Origin of the sequence: Muricoccus pecuniae (genome assembly GCF_014199205.1) — a bacterium.
Classification (GTDB): domain Bacteria; phylum Pseudomonadota; class Alphaproteobacteria; order Acetobacterales; family Acetobacteraceae; genus Roseomonas; species Roseomonas pecuniae.
On sequence record NZ_JACIJD010000016.1, the window covers coordinates 1 to 16,053 of the forward strand.

Annotated in this window: 15 protein-coding genes, 1 tRNA gene, 3 pseudogenes and 1 other annotated feature; of the genes and pseudogenes, 13 read left to right on the forward strand and 6 right to left on the reverse strand. The window is 69.1% G+C overall.

The genetic code is table 11. The features are described from left to right. The first annotated feature begins 236 nt into the window (after positions 1–236). The 9 genes from FHS87_RS16270 to FHS87_RS16310 all read left to right on the forward strand — a co-directional run bounded on the left by FHS87_RS16270 (position 237) and on the right by FHS87_RS16310 (position 8,515). Positions 237–1,649: an FkbM family methyltransferase gene (locus FHS87_RS16270; RefSeq protein ID WP_184520454.1), complete on the forward strand. Its 1,413-nt coding sequence runs from the start codon at positions 237–239 to the stop codon at positions 1,647–1,649. A gap of 22 nt (positions 1,650–1,671) precedes the next feature. Then, complete coding sequence (locus FHS87_RS16275) at positions 1,672–2,709, forward strand: glycosyltransferase family 4 protein (protein WP_184520455.1); 1,038 nt, start codon at positions 1,672–1,674, stop codon at positions 2,707–2,709. After that, complete coding sequence (locus FHS87_RS16280; RefSeq protein ID WP_184520456.1) at positions 2,706–3,740, forward strand: glycosyltransferase family 4 protein; 1,035 nt, start codon at positions 2,706–2,708, stop codon at positions 3,738–3,740. Before FHS87_RS16275 ends, FHS87_RS16280 begins: the two co-directional genes overlap by 4 nt. Beyond that, positions 3,737–5,029 (forward strand): glycosyltransferase, encoded by a 1,293-nt coding sequence (locus FHS87_RS24505; protein ID WP_184520457.1) that lies wholly within the window; start codon positions 3,737–3,739, stop codon positions 5,027–5,029. Before FHS87_RS16280 ends, FHS87_RS24505 begins: the two co-directional genes overlap by 4 nt. Positions 5,030–5,192: 163 nt before the next feature. Next, positions 5,193–5,807 carry a curli assembly protein CsgF gene (locus FHS87_RS16290; protein WP_184520458.1) on the forward strand — a complete coding sequence of 205 codons (615 nt, stop codon included), beginning with the start codon at positions 5,193–5,195 and terminating at the stop codon, positions 5,805–5,807. Between the two features lie 7 nt (positions 5,808–5,814). Continuing rightward, positions 5,815–6,732: a CsgG/HfaB family protein gene (locus FHS87_RS16295; protein WP_184520459.1), complete on the forward strand. Its 918-nt coding sequence runs from the start codon at positions 5,815–5,817 to the stop codon at positions 6,730–6,732. Positions 6,733–6,753: 21 nt separating this feature from the next. Further along, on the forward strand, positions 6,754–7,500 hold the full coding sequence (locus tag FHS87_RS16300; protein ID WP_184520460.1) for a hypothetical protein: 747 nt from the start codon (positions 6,754–6,756) through the stop codon (positions 7,498–7,500). A 54-nt stretch (positions 7,501–7,554) separates the two neighbouring features. Further along, entirely contained in the window at positions 7,555–7,953 is a 399-nt protein-coding gene (locus FHS87_RS16305; protein ID WP_184520461.1) for a hypothetical protein, read from the forward strand. Continuing rightward, the gene (locus tag FHS87_RS16310; protein ID WP_184520462.1) at positions 7,907–8,515 is read left to right on the forward strand and encodes a hypothetical protein; all 609 of its coding nucleotides are present in this window, start codon (positions 7,907–7,909) and stop codon (positions 8,513–8,515) included. Before FHS87_RS16305 ends, FHS87_RS16310 begins: the two co-directional genes overlap by 47 nt. A 24-nt stretch (positions 8,516–8,539) precedes the next feature. On the opposite strand, the gene FHS87_RS16315 is transcribed toward FHS87_RS16310, so the two are convergent. The 5 genes from FHS87_RS16315 to FHS87_RS16335 form a co-directional block, all read right to left on the reverse strand. Next, entirely contained in the window at positions 8,540–8,920 is a 381-nt protein-coding gene (locus FHS87_RS16315; protein WP_184520463.1) for a gamma-butyrobetaine hydroxylase-like domain-containing protein, read from the reverse strand. Position 8,921: 1 nt separating this feature from the next. Continuing rightward, the gene (locus FHS87_RS16320; RefSeq protein ID WP_184520522.1) at positions 8,922–9,110 is read right to left on the reverse strand and encodes a Trm112 family protein; all 189 of its coding nucleotides are present in this window, start codon (positions 9,108–9,110) and stop codon (positions 8,922–8,924) included. A gap of 55 nt (positions 9,111–9,165) precedes the next feature. Further along, positions 9,166–9,900 carry an LON peptidase substrate-binding domain-containing protein gene (locus tag FHS87_RS16325; protein ID WP_184520464.1) on the reverse strand — a complete coding sequence of 245 codons (735 nt, stop codon included), beginning with the start codon at positions 9,898–9,900 and terminating at the stop codon, positions 9,166–9,168. Between the two features lie 86 nt (positions 9,901–9,986). Beyond that, a complete protein-coding gene (locus FHS87_RS16330) occupies positions 9,987–10,913 on the reverse strand; it encodes a tetratricopeptide repeat protein (protein ID WP_184520465.1) in 927 nt (308 codons plus the stop codon). Between the two features lie 69 nt (positions 10,914–10,982). Then, positions 10,983–11,492: a prolyl-tRNA synthetase associated domain-containing protein gene (locus FHS87_RS16335; protein ID WP_184520466.1), complete on the reverse strand. Its 510-nt coding sequence runs from the start codon at positions 11,490–11,492 to the stop codon at positions 10,983–10,985. Between the two features lie 73 nt (positions 11,493–11,565). Here FHS87_RS16335 and FHS87_RS16340 point away from each other — a divergent pair. The 3 genes and pseudogenes from FHS87_RS16340 to FHS87_RS16350 form a co-directional block, all read left to right on the forward strand. Continuing rightward, a tRNA-Gly gene (locus FHS87_RS16340) sits at positions 11,566–11,640 on the forward strand. Between the two features lie 1,189 nt (positions 11,641–12,829). After that, positions 12,830–12,946: pseudogene (locus FHS87_RS16345) on the forward strand (helix-turn-helix domain-containing protein); the annotation flags it as partial. Positions 12,947–13,061: 115 nt separating this feature from the next. Continuing rightward, positions 13,062–13,325: pseudogene (locus FHS87_RS16350) on the forward strand (IS21 family transposase); the annotation flags it as partial. A 39-nt stretch (positions 13,326–13,364) separates the two neighbouring features. Here FHS87_RS16350 and FHS87_RS16355 read toward each other — a convergent pair. After that, positions 13,365–14,609: pseudogene (locus FHS87_RS16355) on the reverse strand (IS3 family transposase). Then, positions 14,209–14,325, reverse strand: a sequence feature (AL1L pseudoknot). Its footprint overlaps the pseudogene before it by 117 nt. 126 nt (positions 14,610–14,735) lie before the next feature. Here FHS87_RS16355 and FHS87_RS16360 point away from each other — a divergent pair. Continuing rightward, positions 14,736–15,587: a lyase family protein gene (locus FHS87_RS16360; RefSeq protein WP_281394492.1), complete on the forward strand. Its 852-nt coding sequence runs from the start codon at positions 14,736–14,738 to the stop codon at positions 15,585–15,587. Positions 15,588–16,053 lie beyond the last annotated feature (466 nt).

The following is a 16,053-nucleotide window of genomic DNA, read 5'->3' on the forward strand; positions in this document are numbered from 1 at the left end:
GCCCAGCTTCCCCGCCCTCACCGACGACGAACTCGACCGCGTCCAGCACGCACTCCGGGCCGCCCTCCAGGCACAGGGGAAGGGGTGAGGTCAGGGCTCACCACCGGGGCTCGTCCGGCCCGGCGGGCGCTTCCACGAACCGCATCGCGTCCCGCCGAGGGATGGCATTGACGGAAGGATCAGACATGGCTCCGTCCCAGGATCCGAGGCCAGTTCACCGAAAGGCCGGCCGGCTCATGCTGAGCGGCCTGCGCCCCTTCGCGGCCCCGTTCCTCAACCGCGTCCAGCTCCGCATGCGGCAGGCGGTGGAGGACGCGGCGCTCGGCCCTGCGATGCGCGACGTCGCGGAGCGGCTCGAGCGCGTCGAGGAGCATCTGCGTAGGACCGTCGCGACACTCGGCGCCCTGATCGACAGGAGCGCGGAGATCAGCCGGCGGCTTGATGGGATCGAGGGCCAGCTGCGCGAGGAAGTTGGCGGGCGGCTGGACAAGGTCGAAGAGCGCCTGCGCGAGGAGATCACGATCCTGCACCCCACTCCAGAGGCGGCGGGCTCCTCTCCCGACAGGCAGGCGGGCGGGGGATTGCCGGGCGCCGTCAACGCCGTCCGCACCCAGTTGCGCAGCCTGCAGGTCGCGCTCGACTCTCTGAGGCTGGAGCAGGCGGCCTTGGGGGCTTTGGGTCGGGACTCGCGCGCGCTCTTGGAAGGTATTCCCGTCCTCATCGGACAGCGCACCGACGCCGTCATGCAGCGTTCCGACACTCTCCTGCAGCGCTCTGATGTTCTTGTTCAAAGCTCCGACGCGCTCGTGCAGCGCTCCGACACTCTCCTGCAGCGCTCCGACACCCTTGTGCAGCGCGTGGCGATCCCACTCGGCCAGGAGGTGCTCGCGCGGACGCCCGAGGGATATCTACTGATCCCCACCGAGGACGTGCCGTTGCTCATCGCCATGTTCGAGAGCGGCGGCAGGCTGGAGCCGGGAACGGTGGCGGTGATCCAGGCCATCCTGCGGGAGGGCGACGTCGTGCTGGACGTCGGCGCCAATATCGGCCTGACGGTGCTGCCGGCGGCCCGCCGTGTCGGCACCTCCGGCCGGGTGATCGCGGTGGAGGCGGGCTCGCGCGTGGCGGGGCTGCTCGGGCGGAGCCTCGCGCTGAACGGGGTGGCGGAGCGGGTGTCGCTCCATCATGCCGCGGCCGGGGAGGCGCCGGGCCGCGCGGTGCTGAACATCGGCATGACCTCCGGCCATTCCTCCCTGCTCGGCCTCCCCGGATCGGAAGGGGTGGAGGAGGTGGAGGTGAAGCCCCTCGACGAGCTGGTGGAGCCGGGCACGCGGATCCGCCTCGCGAAGATCGATGTCGAGGGCTACGAGCCACAGGCATGGCGCGGCATGCGCCGCATCCTCGCCGAGAACCCTGAGATGGCGGTGCTGGTGGAGTTCGGGCCCGAGCATCTGAAGCGCGCGGGGATCACGCCGGCGGACTGGATGGCGCTGTTCACCGGCGTGGGCTTCACCCCCTACGAGGTGGACGAGACGCTTGGCGTCGTTCGTCCCGCCCGGCCGGTCCAGGACCTTTCCGCCCTGCACTCGGTCAATCTGCTGATGCTGCAGCGGCCCGTTTCCGCCTATCCGGAACTGCGTCTCGCATGATCGCGCTCCTCCCCGCCACGCCATGAGGATCGGCCTGATCTCTTCGGCGGTGCCGCTCGTCGGCGGCGGCTACCGCTTCATCGTGGACTGGTTGAAGGAGAGGCTCGTCGAGCGCGGGCACGAGGTGGAGGTGCTCTATCTTCCCTTCGTCGATGAGCCCGAGGACGTGCTGCCCCAGATGGCGGCGTTCCGGATGGTCCGGCTGGACGACTACTTCGACCGGGTCATCACCTTCCGCCCGCCCGCGCATGCCGTGCGGCACCGCTGCAAGGTGGTCTGGTTCATCCACCACATCCGCGTCTTCTACGACCTCTGGGACACGGAGCACCGCCCCGTGGCGGACGACGCGGCCGGGCGGGCGCTGCGGGCGGCGATCATGCGGGCGGACAATGCGGCGCTGGCCGAGGCGCACCGGGTCTTCACCAATTCCCGCGTGGTGGGGGACAGGCTGCGGCGCTTCAACGGAGTGGAGAGCGAGGTGCTCTATCCCCCGGTGCAGCAACCCGAGCGGTTCCGCTCGGGGCCTTACGGCGACGAGATCGTCTCGATCTGCCGCATGGAGCCGCACAAGCGCCAGCACCTGATGGTGGAGGCGATGGGGCACACGCGGAGTCCCGTGCGGCTGCGGCTCTGCGGCAGCTCGATGAACCCCGCCTATGTCGAGGAGCTGCGGGAGACGGCGCGGCGCCTGGGCGTGGCCGACCGCGTGGCGATCGAGGACCGCTGGATCACCGAGGAGGAGAAGGCGGATCTGCTGGAGACGGCGCTCGCCTCCGCCTACCTGCCCTTCGACGAGGACAGCTACGGCTATCCCACCATCGAAGCCGCCCATGCCGGGCGCGCGACGGTGACGACGACGGATTCGGGTGGGGTAACGGAGTTCGTGCGGGACGGGGTGGAGGGGCTGATGACCCCGCCCGACCCCGCCGCCCTCGGCGCCGCCTTCGACCGCCTCTACGACGACCGCGCCCTGGCCTCGCAACTGGGCCAGGCCGCCACGGCCCGCGTGGCGGAATTGGGGATCGACTGGGACGCGGTACTGGAGCAGCTACTCGCATGAAGGTTCTCGTCCTGAGCACCATCGTGCCCTTCGTACATGGCGGGGCGGAGGAGCTGTACGACCATCTCGTCCTCAACCTTCGTCGCCAGGGCATCGAGGCGGAGGGGATGCGCATCCCCTTCTCCTGGAATCCGGCCGAGGGCCTCCTGGACGAGATGCTCATCGCCCGCCGTCTCCGGCTAAGCCATGTGGACCGGGTGATCGGGCTGAAGTTCCCGGCCTACATGATCCCGTGGCACGACAAGGTGCTCTGGCTCCTGCACCAGTACCGTCAGGCCTACGACCTGCTGGATGCCGGGCAGAGCAACATCCCTCCGGGCCCGGAGGGGGAGCGGATCCTCGCCGCGATCCGCGCGGGAGACGCGCTGGCCTTCTCCGAGGCGAAGCGCATCCACACCAACGCCCCCATCACCGGCCGGCGCCTCAAGCACTACAACGGCTTCGACAGCGAGGTGCTCCGGCCGCCGCTGAACGATCCCGAGTTGTTTCCCGGCGGCGAGGCCGAGGGCTACGTGCTCGCCACCGGCCGGGTCAACGACGCGAAGCGGCAGGGCCTTCTCGTGCGCGCGCTGCGCCATGCTCCGGGCGTGAGACTGGTGATCGCGGGGCCGCCCGACAGCCAGGCCGATGCCGAGGCCCTGCGCCGCCTCGCCGCGGCCGAAGGCGTGGAGGATCGAGTGACGCTCGACCTCCGCTTCGTGCCGCGCGCGGATCTCGCGCGCATGGTCAACGGGGCGCTGGCCGTGGCCTATCTACCCTTCGACGAGGACAGCTTGGGCTATTGCACCATGGAGGCCTTCCAGGCCGCCAAGCCGGTGATCACCGCGACCGATGCGGGCGGGGTGCTCGACATCGTGCGGGACGCGGAGAACGGCCGCGTCGTCCCTCCAACGGCCGAGGCGCTGGGCGAGGCCATGGTGGCCCTTGCATCCAACGCTGCCCGCGCGCGCAGCATGGGCCTTGCCGGGCGCGCTGCCATGGAGGCGGAAGGGCTGGACTGGCCGACCACGGTCGAGAGGCTGGTGTCGTGAGTGGGCTTCGGATCGGCTGGGCGACGCCGTGGAACGGGCGGTCGGCCATCGCCGATGCGGCCGCCGAGGTGGGCCGCTCGCTCGCGGCGCAAGGGCATCGGCTGACGGTGCTGCGCACCGAAGTGGGAGAGGCGGCTGCCATGCCGCCCCACACCGGCATCTTTCCCGTGGAGCATATCGACGCGCTGGACGACGACGCGCTGCGGCGCCGGTTCGACGTCGTGGTGGCGCATATCGGCAATCACCATCCCTATCACGGCGCCCTGGTCCCGCGGCTGCGCGGGGTGTCCATGATCGGCATCTTCCACGACTTCTTCCTCGGGCATCTTGCCGCAGGGCACTTCGAGCATGTGGGCGATCCGCACGGTGCCTGGCGTACCGCGCGGGACCTGTACGGGCCGGAGGGGATGCGCGACGGCGAGGCCTTCTGGGCCGATCTGGCGGACATGGTCCGCCGCCGGCCGATGCTGGACTGGCTGGCTTCCCACTGCGCCGGCGCCGTGGCGCATTCCGGCCATTACGCCGGGCATCTGCGCCGCGTCTGCCCCGGGCCGGTGGAGGTCATTCCCCTCGCATTCACGGCGTCCGGCATGCCCCCGTTCCCCTCGCCCTGGGACCGGATCACGGTTGCGGCCATCGGCCATGCGAACCCGAACAAGCGCCTCGACCAGATCGTGCTGGCGATTGGCTCGTCGGGGCTGCTGCGGCGGCGCTGCCGGCTCAGGGTGATCGGCGAGGCCGCCCCCGCCGAGCGCGCGCGGCTGACGGGGCTGGCGGAGCTGCTCGGCGCGGAGCCGCCCGAGTTCACGGGCTGGGTTGACGACGAGGACCTCCGCTGGCGGCTGCGCGACGTGGACGTCATCGCCTGCCTCCGCAATCCCGTGCTGGAGGGCGCCTCGGCCTCGGTCATCACCGCCATGGCCTCGGGCCGCCCGACCCTGGTGACGGATCACGGCTGCTACGCCGAGATCCCCGCCGGCACCGTCCTCTCCTGCCGGCCGGAGGAGGAGGCGCTGGACGCGATGCGGCACCTCGAATGGGTGCTGGCGAATCCCGCGGAGGCCGCCGCCCTCGGCGCGCGGGCGCGGGAGGTTGCACTGGAGCGCCACGCGCCCACCGCCTATGCCGCGGCCCTGGTGCCGCTCATGGAGCGCGTGGTGGCGGACCGTCCGCGGCGCGAGGCGCGGCGGCACCTCTTTTCCACCCTCGGCAGCCTCGGCCTCGGGCCCGAGGACCCTGCCGCGCGGCGGGCTGAGGGGGTGCTGGCGGGGATGGGGCTGGAGGGCTGAGGTACGCAACGCCCGACTTCCCCGGGCGTTGAGTTCACTAATATGTTATTTCTTGGTCGAAAGAAGAAATTGGTGCGTATTGCTCCCGCAACGATTGCAGAGAACGATCGGTGAAGAGGCCCCAGCGCAACCGCCGATAGTTACGATATTATGCAGCGTTAATATGATCGCGAAGCTTATCGCATTATTTGCTCAATTTTTAATTTTTGAAAAAGGCCCCGCCCAGGAATCGCCAAAACTGCCTATAGCCGCCTTCCGCCGAAACGATACGGTGTGCGCCAGAGCGAAAATGAAACGGCGCGTACTGCGGGAGGAAATAATGTACAGATCGGCACTGGCCGCTGTCGCCCTTGTCATGGGCCAGTTATCCATGACCTCAGTCTCGGTGGCGAGGGATCTGGTCTACCAGCCCGTCAACCCGTCATTTGGCGGAAGCCCGCTTAACGGCCCTTATATACTTGGCCAGGCCTCCGCGAATAACTTCCGTTACCTCGAAAGCCCCCAGTCGAAGCGGGACCGGCAGCAGCAGAACGCGCTCGGCCTCTCGAACGATCCGGCGGCGCAGTTCCAGCGCCAGATCACCTCCAGCCTGCTCAGCCAGATCGCCAGCACGATCGGCCAGCAGATCCTGGGCGAGAACGCGCGGGACAGCGGCACCTTCAGCGTGGGCGGAACCTCCGTCGCCTTCCAGCGGATGGGCGGGCAGATCGTGATCGACATCAACGAAGGGGCAACCGGCGGGCAGACCCGCGTCACCCTCCCCGTGCCGAACTTCTAAGAGAGCCATGCAGACATTCCGGAACCTTGCGGCGGCAGCCTCGCTGCTCGCCCTGGCCGCGTGCGGCACCACGCCTGCCACGATCCTCGCCGAGAGCGCGACGCTCGGCGCGCGCACCGAGACGGTGGACGAGCTGCGGGAGCTTCCCGCGCCGCGCCAGCGGCTGGACGTGGCGGTGTTCAGCTTCCTCGACCAGACGGGCCAGCACCGGCCGAACAACAACTTTGCCGAGTACAGCTTCGCCGTGACCCAGGGCGGCGCCTCCATCCTCATCAACGCGCTGATGGAAGCGGGGCGGAGCAACACGCCCTGGTTCCGGGTGGTGGAGCGCAACCGGGTGGCCGACCTGTTCCAGGAGCGGCAGATCATCCGCGCCAACCGCTCCGAGCATGTCGGGCCGGACGGGCGCCCGCTGCCGCCCATCGGGCCGCTGCGCAACGCGGGGCTGCTGATCACGGGCGGCATCATCGCCTATGACAGCAACGTGCTGACGGGCGGGCTGGGGGCGAACTTCCTTGGCATCGGCGGCAACACGGAGTACCGGCGGGACAACGTCTCGGTCTTCCTCCGCGCGGTCAGCGTGCTGACCGGCGAGGTGCTGGCCAGCGTGACCACGGACAAGACGATCTACAGCATCGGCCTCCAGGGCGGGGCGAACCGCTATGTCGGCTTCAACAAGCTGCTGCAGATCGAGGCCGGTTACACGACGAACGAGCCGCGGCAGCTCGCCGTCCGCCAGGCGATCGAGAAGGCGGTCCACGCCCTCGTCGTCGAGGGAGCGAGCAAGGACTACTGGGGCTTTGCGGATGCCGAGCGCGGGCGCGCGCTGATCCGCGAGTACCTGACCACCCGCGACGGCAGGATTCCACCACAGGCCACCGCCGGAAACCCTCCCGACGGACAGAGCGGCCGTGGTGGTGCATAGGAGGGAAAAACAATGTCCAAAATGAAAGACGACACCATGAAGAAGCTTCTTCTTGCGGGCGTGGCCGTGCTCGGCCTCTCCTTCGGCGCCATGGCGGCCGACAACTTTGCGCAGATTGATCAGGTCGGTGACAACAACAACAACCATCAGGAGCAGCGAGGCTCCAGCGGCCGGTTCGAGGCCACACAGGACCGGAACGGCAACGCCAGCAGCCAGACCCAGACTAGCAGTGCCAGCAACAACCGTGGCCGCGTCGAGCAGGTCGGCAACAACAACCGGGCGACGCAGCTTCAGTCCGGCCGCGACAACACGGGCGCCGGGACCGGCTTCGGCTGGGGCGTGTTCATCCGCCAGAACGGCGACAACAACACGGGCACCCAGAGCCAGCTCGGTAACGCCAATCAGGCCCGCGCCTACCAGACCGGCAACAACCAGACGGTCACGCAGTTTCAATCTGGCAACGAGAACAACGCGCGCTCCGACCAAACGGGGTCTGACCGCAGCAGCGTGACCCAGTCCCAGTATGGCACGGCTAGCCGCGCCATTGCGGAGCAGGGATCCGCCACCGACAGCAGCATCACTCAGAGCCAGTTTGCAGGCCGTGGGAACTACGCGGAAAGCAAGCAGATCGGCGGCTCGTTCATGTTCGCCACCGTGCACCAGTCGGGTGACACCAACGACGCCCGCACTGACCAGTCGGGGCGGAACCTGACGGCCAACGCGTATCAGACCGGCACGAACAACGTCTCACGCCAGATCCAGCGCTGATCGCTGGCAACCCGGCGGGGGGGAGGCCTCCCCGCCACCTTTTGAGGAAGGGTCATGAAGAAGCTCCTCTTCATGCTGGCAGCGGGCGCGGCAGGATCGGCCATGGCGGCGGACACGCTCACCATGACCGATCAGGCAACCCAACGTATCCTCTCCCGCAGCGGCAGCGGGCAGGTCTCCGACGTAGTCCAATCCGGTAGCGGAAACTTGGCCGAGACGAACCAGACCGGCTCTAACAACACCGCCCGCGTCCTCCAGCAAGGCTCGGGCAACTCGTCTATCATCACGCAGAGCGGTAGTAATTTCTCGGCCGAGAGCCTGCAGACCGGCGGCGCGGGCGTGCGGATTGACCAGAGCGGGGCCGCGGGCAACATCCGCGTGCAGCAGACAGGACCGGGAGCGGGCGGTGCAACGATCTTCCAGCAGGGCCAGGGCACTGCGACCGTCCGCTAGGGCGCTCCTCGCGCTCGCCCTCCTCCTGGCCCCCGCGGCGGGGATGGCGCAGCCGCCGGAGCCGAGCGGCCCCTGGAACGAGCGGCGCGTGGTGCCCGCCCTGCGGCGCGCGCGCCCGGCGCCCCCGCCGCTGCTGAACGGCGCCGCCACCCCGCGCGGCCCGGACGGGGACGTGCCCGCGCAGCGCTTCATCCCGCCGAGCATCCGGCGCTTCCTCAACGATCCCCGGATCGAGCCAGCGACGCGCGCCTTCCTCCTCGGCATCGCCGGGAAGCGGCAGGAGGACTGGACGGTGCGGGACCTGCAGGAGGTGAGCGCCGTGGTGCCCGCGCTGACCGAGATGCATATCGGCACGGCGGTGCTGAGCGAGTTCTACGAGTTCATGAACCTCGATCCCGCGAGCCTGTTCGATCCCCAGCTCGGCTCGAACTGGCAGGCGACCTCCACCGCCTTCGATCCCCGCAACGCGCGCAACCGGCGCTGCGCCCTCATCCGCGTGCAGGCGCGGCAGAACCCGGACGCGGTGCTGGTGAACGACCTGCTGAACTGCGGGGAGGGGTAAGGGGCCGAGATGGGGCGCGGCGCCTCAGCCCGCGCGCCCCGCCGCCCGCCCGCGCAGGTCCCGCGAGAGGCCCTGCGCCTCGATCGCGGCGAGGTACTCCGCCCAGCGCGCCTCGTACTCGCGCCCGAGCTGGTGGAGCGTCTCCCAGGTGTAAAGGCCGGTGTCGTGGCGGTCGTCGAAGACGAGGCGGACGGCGTAGTTCCCCACCGGCTCCACTGCCACGATCGCCACGGCCCGCTTGCCCGAGACAAGGGTCTTCTGCCCGGGGCCGTGGCCCTGGACCTCGGCCGAGGGGCTCTCCACCCGCAGGTACTCGGCCGGCAGGCTGAAGGCGCTGCCGTCGTCGAAGGCCACCTCCAGCCGGCGCTCGGCGCGGTCGAGGCGGATCTCGGTGGGGGTGGGCACCTCAGTCCCCGATGCGGCGGGCCTCGTCGGGCAGCATGATGGGGATGCCGTCCCGGATGGGATAGGCGAGGCCCGCGCTCTCGCTCACCAGCTCGCCCGCCGCGCGGTCGTAGCGGAGCGGGCCCTTGGTGACGGGGCAGACGAGGATCTCCAGCAGGCGGGGATCGACCCCGGGGTTGGCGTCGCCCATGGGGCTGCCCGTTGGCGTGCCGGTCGGGGTCGTGGTCTGGCTCATCCGGTGGTCCTCAGCTCGGGCGGATGTCTTGGCCCGGTCTGGCCAGGCTGTCCATCCGCAGCATCGCGGTCAGGGTCGCGGCGCGGGCCGCGGGGTCGGGCGCCTCCAGCAGGGCCTGCTTCTCCGCGGGCTCGAAGGGGCAGACCATGGCGAGGTTGGTCACGAGGGCTGCGTCCTCCAGCCGCTCGATCGATTCCCAGTTCGCCTCGATGCCGTGGGTCCGGAAATAGGCCCGCAGCGCGCCGAGCAGCGCCGGGCGGTCCAGCGCGGAGGGGAGGGGGCTGCGGTCGAGATCGCCGGCGAAGGCATCGTAGCGCGGGCGGACACGGCGGTAGCCGGCGCGGCCCGGCAGCTCCTCCTCCACGGTGAAGCGGATGAGGCCGGTGAGGCTGATGAGGAAGCGCCCGTCCTCCGTCTCGGCGAAGGAGGAGAGGCGGCCGAGGCAGCCCGTGCGGTAGAGGCCGGGGCCGGGAGCGCCCCGGGAGGCACCCTGGGCGGCGCCGGGCAAGGTGCCAGGGGAGGCCTCGGTGGAGACTCTGGCGGAGACTTCGGGCTGGGCACAGGGGTCGGGCTGGATCATGCCGAAGCAGCGCCCGGCGCCGAGGCTGTCCTCCACCAGGGCGAGGTAGCGGGGCTCGAAGATGTTCAGCGGCAGGCGGCCGCCGGGCAGGAGGAGCGCGCCGGGGAGGGGGAAGACGGCGATCTCGGTGGGCAGGTCGCCGAGGCCCTTGGGGTGGAATGCCATGACCGACGGTTCCCGCTCGCTGGAGGTGGGGAGGGGCGCGCCGCGGCCGGCGCGCCCCCCGGAGAACCGGAAGTGGTCCCTTTCCCCTAGCTGAACAGGAGGGAGGAGAGCTTGCGGCGCCCGGCCTTGGTCGCCGGGTCCTCGAATCCCCAGGCCTCGAAGAACTTCAGGAGCTGCTTGCGGGCGGCCTGGTCGTTCCACTCGCGGTCCCGGCGGAAGGCTTCCAGCAGGGCGTCCGCCGCGCCCGCGCGGTCATTCGCCGCGTTGAGGGCGACGGCGAGGTCGATGCGGGCGGCATGGTCGTCCGGGTCGGCCGCGAGCCGGGACTCGAACTCGGCCAGCTTGCCGCGCGCCTCCCGGCCCGCGCGGGCCAGCTCCAGCGCGCTGCGGACGGCCGTGACCTCGGCATGGTCCTGCATCTTCTGGGGCAGGCTCTCGATCACCCCGGCGGCCTGCTCCTCCTCGCCCAGCTCCATCAGCGAGCGGGCGACGCCGGCCATGGCGGCGGCGTTCTCCGGCTCCTGCTGGGCCAGCGCCCCGTAGAGCTCGAGGGCCGTCTGGTGGTCCCCCTCCTCGGCGGCGGCCTTCGCCTCGGCCAGCAGGTCGGCGGAGGGCATCTGGCCGCCGGCGAGCTTGAGGAGGTTCTCGATGAACTTCTTCAGCTCGCCCTCGGGGAGGGCGCCCTGGAAGAGGTCGGCGATCTGGCCCTGCCAGAAGGCGGCGACGGTGGGCACGGACTGCAGGGGCAGGCCGAGCTGGGCGAGCTGCTGGACGAGGGCCCGGTTCTTGTCGATGTCGATCTTCACCAGCCGCACGCGGCCGCCGGCGGCGCGCACCACCTTCTCCAGCGCGGGGGTGAGCTGCTTGCAGGGGCCACACCAGGTGGCCCAGAAGTCCACGAGCACCGGCACCTCGCGCGAGGCAGCGACGACGTCCTGCATGAAGCTCTTCTGGTCGCCGTCCTTGATGATGTCGGCGGCGGGCGGCGGGGTCTGGTCGAGTGTGGTGCTCATTCTCTCGTCTTCCGGGGATCTGGCGGGGGCGGGCGGCCCCTTTCCCCCATAGATGCGCCGCGCGGGCTCTCAGGCAAGCGGTTCCGCCAGGTCCAGCGGCTCCAGCGCGTGGCCGAGCCCCTCGATGAAGCGGCGGAGATCGGCCGGGGCGAGGGCGGTGGTGGCCTCGTTCGTCAGGGGATGGACATTGACCGGCCCGGCCCCCTCCAGCAACCGCCTGTCGATCACGGTCCGCACGCTGCCCGGCGCGGCGTTGACGAGGGCGAGCGGCGTGACCGAGCCCGGCCGCACCCCCAGCCGCTCCCACAGCTCCTCCGCGCTCGCCATGGAGAGGCGGCCCGTGCCGAGCCGGCGGGCGAGGGCGTTGATGGAGAGCGGCGCGTTCTCCTCCGCCACGACGAGGAGGAAGGGCTGGGGCGGCTTCGCCCGGAGGAAGAGGTTCTTCACGTGCAGCCCCGGCAGGTCCCCCCGCAGCGCCTGGCTCTCGGCGACCGTGTGGAGCGGCGGGTGGCGGTGGGTGACGGCGGGGATGCCCGCCGCTTTGAGACGGGATAGGAGGGATTCCGGGGTTTCTGGCATGGGCGATCCATCTTGCGGCGGAAGGGGGGTTGCAAGCCCCGCCGAGCCGTGACATACGGCCGCCACACGGAGCGCGGGCGTAGCTCAGGGGTAGAGCACGACCTTGCCAAGGTCGGGGTCGAGGGTTCGAATCCCTTCGCCCGCTCCAATCTCTCTCAGAACAACTCTTCTCTGGTGAGGTTGGGATCGCGCTTTTCCGTGCGTCTCCGCGACATTCCCGGCGTGCGCCTTGATACTTCGAGTGCGGAACGAGTGCCGGTTTCGCTCTCCGGAGAGGCCGTTGTCTCCGAAGCTTGGGACTTGGGCGGTTCAGTCTACAAGCTTTAGGGCATTGTAACCACACCATCCTCGCTGGACGTTTCAGCCCGAAGTTGGTGTTCCCATCCCTCGGGCGGTGGGCCTCTTTCACCAAACCCGCGCAGTGAGGCCCGAGCTTCGGGCGCTATCGATCGATCAGCCTTGCGCCGAACTGCGTCTTCTCCCGCTGCACCGTTCATCCTCTCCAGAACCACGAGGCAAACACCATGGCTAACCTTCCTCCTCTTCCTCCCGCAGGCCGCGCTCCCCAGGGCGGCAAGAATGCGACCGGGGGCAAGGCGAACCCCAAGGACGCCCGTGCCGGCGCCGGCAACAGCGGCGGCAAGGGGGGCGGCGTGAGCAGCGCCACCCAGAGCAACCGCAAGACGGGGGACCGCTGAACGAAACTGCGCCAGCGCTCTTTTGCATCCATCGGTAGAGGTCTGACGGATGGTCAAGCGTTGCAAGGAGGAAGAGTTCGCTGGGGTGCTCGAGTTCGCGGGATGCTCCCAGGAAGACCCGATGTTCAAGCGCTGGGTGGCCGAGCACCGAGCCCAGAACGGCGGGAATCCCCGGGTGAGCAAGGGCGCCATCGGCGTTCGGGTGATGTTCGGCAAGGAGGCGGACATGACCTTCTAGAAGGAGCGCTCGGAAGCAGAGGCGAAGGGCTACAAGCCCCACGCCGCTTGAAGTCAGGGAACGACTGCTCGTGCGGCGTCAGCAGGAGCACCACCGCCCAGCTCTCGACCAGCCAATCTTGGCGCAGGGCAACATCTCGCCGCCCAAGGAAGCCCGCACGGCAAAGGGACGAGAGGGGATGGTGGGCTGGCTCGAAACGCTCATAACCTTCGTCCCAGCGTACCGCCGGCGATCCCATCGGCGATCACGACTTCATCTGGATTTGGCCGGAGCTCGAGGTGGCAGCGTCGCGGAAGTAAAGGACCAGACGGACGCCTGATACCAACCGCCTTGGCCACTGACTCGGATGTGATCCCGCCCGTGCGGCGGTTGTGATTCGCTTCTCCCGACGGCTGGTTTGGGTGCTGGAGGGGGCCTCGCGTGAGGAGGCGGCCGAGGGCTGCGGCATGGACCGTCAGACGCTGCGAGACTGGGTGCATCGCTACAACGCCGAGGGGCTTGCCGGGCTGGTGAACCGCCGAGTGTTGATTTGCAGTGAGAGCTGCCCCGGAGAGGGCCGAAGTTTTCGCCGAGAAATGACCTGTGTCTGTTCACCTCCCTGGCCGGACGGCCGGGGTTATCGGAGTGATCGACATGGAGTTGTCGAGCGTGATCCGCCGGTGGCATCACCGGGATCGCATCCCGATCCGCGAGATCGAGCGACGGACGGGTCTGTCACGGAACACGATCCGCAAGTACCTGCGGTCGGGCGCCGTGGAGGTGAGGTTCAAGGTCCCTGAGCGCCCGAGCCGCCTGGACCCGTTTGCCGACAAGCTGTCGGAGTGGCTGAGGGTGGAGGCGGATAAGGGCCGCAAGGGGCGGCGGACGGTGCGGCGGATCCATGCGGATTTGGTGGCGTGAACCGCCCCGGGTTTGCCGGAGGCTGATTGGTTTGGGTTACGCGGCCAGGGCGGGCTTCTCAAGCCTGCCGTAGTAGCGCGCCTCCGCTTCGGCCGGTGGCATGTTACCGATCGGCTCGAGGAGGAGGCGGTGGTTGAACCAGTCCACCCATTCGAGGGTGGCGTACTCGACCGTCTCCAGGGATCGCCACGGGCCACGGCGGCGGATGACCTCGGTCTTGAACAGGCCGATGACGGTCTCGGCGAGGGCGTTGTCGTAGCTGTCGCCGACGCTCCCGACCGAGGGCTCGATCCCGGCCTCCAGGAGCCGTTCCGTGTACCGGATGCTGACGTATTGTCCGCCCCTGTCGCTATGGTGGGTCAGGCCGCCTTTCGCCGGGCGGCGGTCATGCAGGGCTTGCTCCAGGGCGTCGAGGACAAAGCCCGCATGAGCCGTCCGCGAGACCCGCCAGCCGACAATGCGGCGGGCGAAGACGTCAATAACGAAGGCGGCATACACAAAGCCCTGCTAAGTGGCCACGGGGGTGAAATCTGAGACCCACAGCATGTCCGGCCGCGCCGCCCGGAACTGGCGGTTCACCTTGTCCGCCGGGCAGGGCAAAGCCTTGTCGGCGATCGTGGTCTTGACCTCCTTGCCGCGGACGACGCCGCGCAGGCCCATGCTCCGCATCAGTCGTTCCACCGTGCAGCGGGCCACCGCGATGCCCTCCCGGCCGAGCTGCCGCCAGACCTTGCGGGCGCCGTAGACCCCAGAATTGGCGGCATGCACCCGTCGGATCTGCTCCACCATCACCAGGTCCCGCCGGGTACGCGGCGAGGCCTTGGCCGGGTCCGGGGCACTGCCACGGACCACGCCGGGCGGCATGAGCGTGATAGGCCAGTGGGGCAATCGGCAGCATCTTGCAGATCGGCTCGACACCGTAGACCTCGCGGTGATCGTTGATGAAGGCGATCATGGCCTGAACCGGCGGTCGAGCTCCGCCTGGGCAAAATACGCGGACGCCTTGCGCAGGATCTCGTTCGCTTGGCGAAGCTCGCGGACCTCGCGTTCCAAAGCCTTGATCCGCTCCCCCTCCGCGCCCGTCGGGCCCGGCCGCAGGCCCTGGTCGCGCTCGGCCTGCCTCACCCAGCCGCGGAGTGTCTCGCTCGTGCACCCGATCTTGGCCGCGATCGAGCCGATGGCGGCCCACTGCGAGGCGTGGTCACCCCCGTGGTCCACCACCATCCGTACCGCCCGTTCTCGAACTTCAGGCGAATATCGGTTCGAGGTCTTCTTCGTCATGGCTCCATCCTCTCAAGAGTTGGAGCCTCCGGGGAACCCGGGGCGGTTCAGGATGAGTGCCCCCTCGGTGCAGGAGCATTCGCCGGGACACGGCATCCGATCTGCCGCGAATGAACCGCCAAGCTACTGGGCTTCTCGCGGGCGCAACCGCACCCTCTGGACTCCGTCGCCAATCCTGACGCCGTGATCGAGTTGGCAAGTGTCGGGACACAGCTGTCCATGACGATCGGCCGGCTAGGCCAGGACTTCTATCTCTGGTCGACCTACGAGTTCGGCATGCTGGAATTCCCGGACCGGGTGGCCAGCACCTCATCCATCATGCCGCAGAAGAAAAACCTGACGGTTCTTGAGAATCTCAAGGCACGCCCGGCGGCGCTTCTCGGGGCCATGGTGACCGGCATCACCGCCCTGCGCGCAGTCCCCTTCGGTCACAGCCAGGAGGTAAGTCTCGAGGCGGGTCGCTGGCTCTGGGAAGCGCTTGAGGAACTCAGGGCCATGCTGCCGGCGGCCTCTATCGTGGTGGAGTGCGCCACCCCCAGGAGGGACAGGATGAGAGGACTGGTCAGCGAAAATTTCGCCACGGCCACTGCCGTTGCCGACCTTCTGAGCTCCACCTACGGCCTACCGTTCCGCGAAGCTCATCATGTCACTGGACGATATGTGCGGTTGGCGATGGAGGGAGCTGACCCTGAAGCGGCGCTTCGTACCGCCTACACCGAGGAAACCGGGCGGTTCCTCGACGATATAGCGCCTCTTCTCGCCGAAGCGCTTGACCCGGCGTGCATGCTGGAAGCAACCACGGGCTGCGGACCCAGCCGGGCTGAAACCATCCGCTTGCACGAAGATGCACGATCACGTCTGCGAGCCGATCAAGAGGCAGCCGCCGGCCGTCATGAGGGTCAGCGATTTGCGGCGCATGCTCTGGCAACGGCGTGCGAGAAGCTGACGAGTGCCGTATCGGTCACGAGATCGACCTGACCCCAGTTCCCAGACCATTGCAGGCCCGTTCGATGACAAGGTGGGAGAGGTCAGGCCTGCGCGGAACAGGAGGCGTGCCGTATTCCCACGCCTGTCCCGCATGGAACCTGCCCGAGGGTGCCGTGTCGTCCTTGCTGACGAGCCCGGCCCGGAGTTGGTGGTGCCGTTTGCCTTCGACCGGCGCTCCAGGCCTCTCTGCGCTCAGGCCCGCCCCTCTTCGGGCGGAAGCCGGAAGCGGTGTTGCCCCGGCTGCCAGGTCCCACCACGCAGGCAGAGGCATCCCATGGCCCATCTCCCTCCTCGTCCTCCCGCCGGCCGTGCTCCCCAGGGCGGCAGGAGCGCCACGGGCAAGGCGAAGCCGAAGGACGCCCTGGCAGGCGCCGTCCGCAGTGGCGGCAAGGGGGCGGCGTGAGCAGCGCGACCCAGAGCGACCGCGGGACGGGGGACTGCTGATCCGGATCGCGGC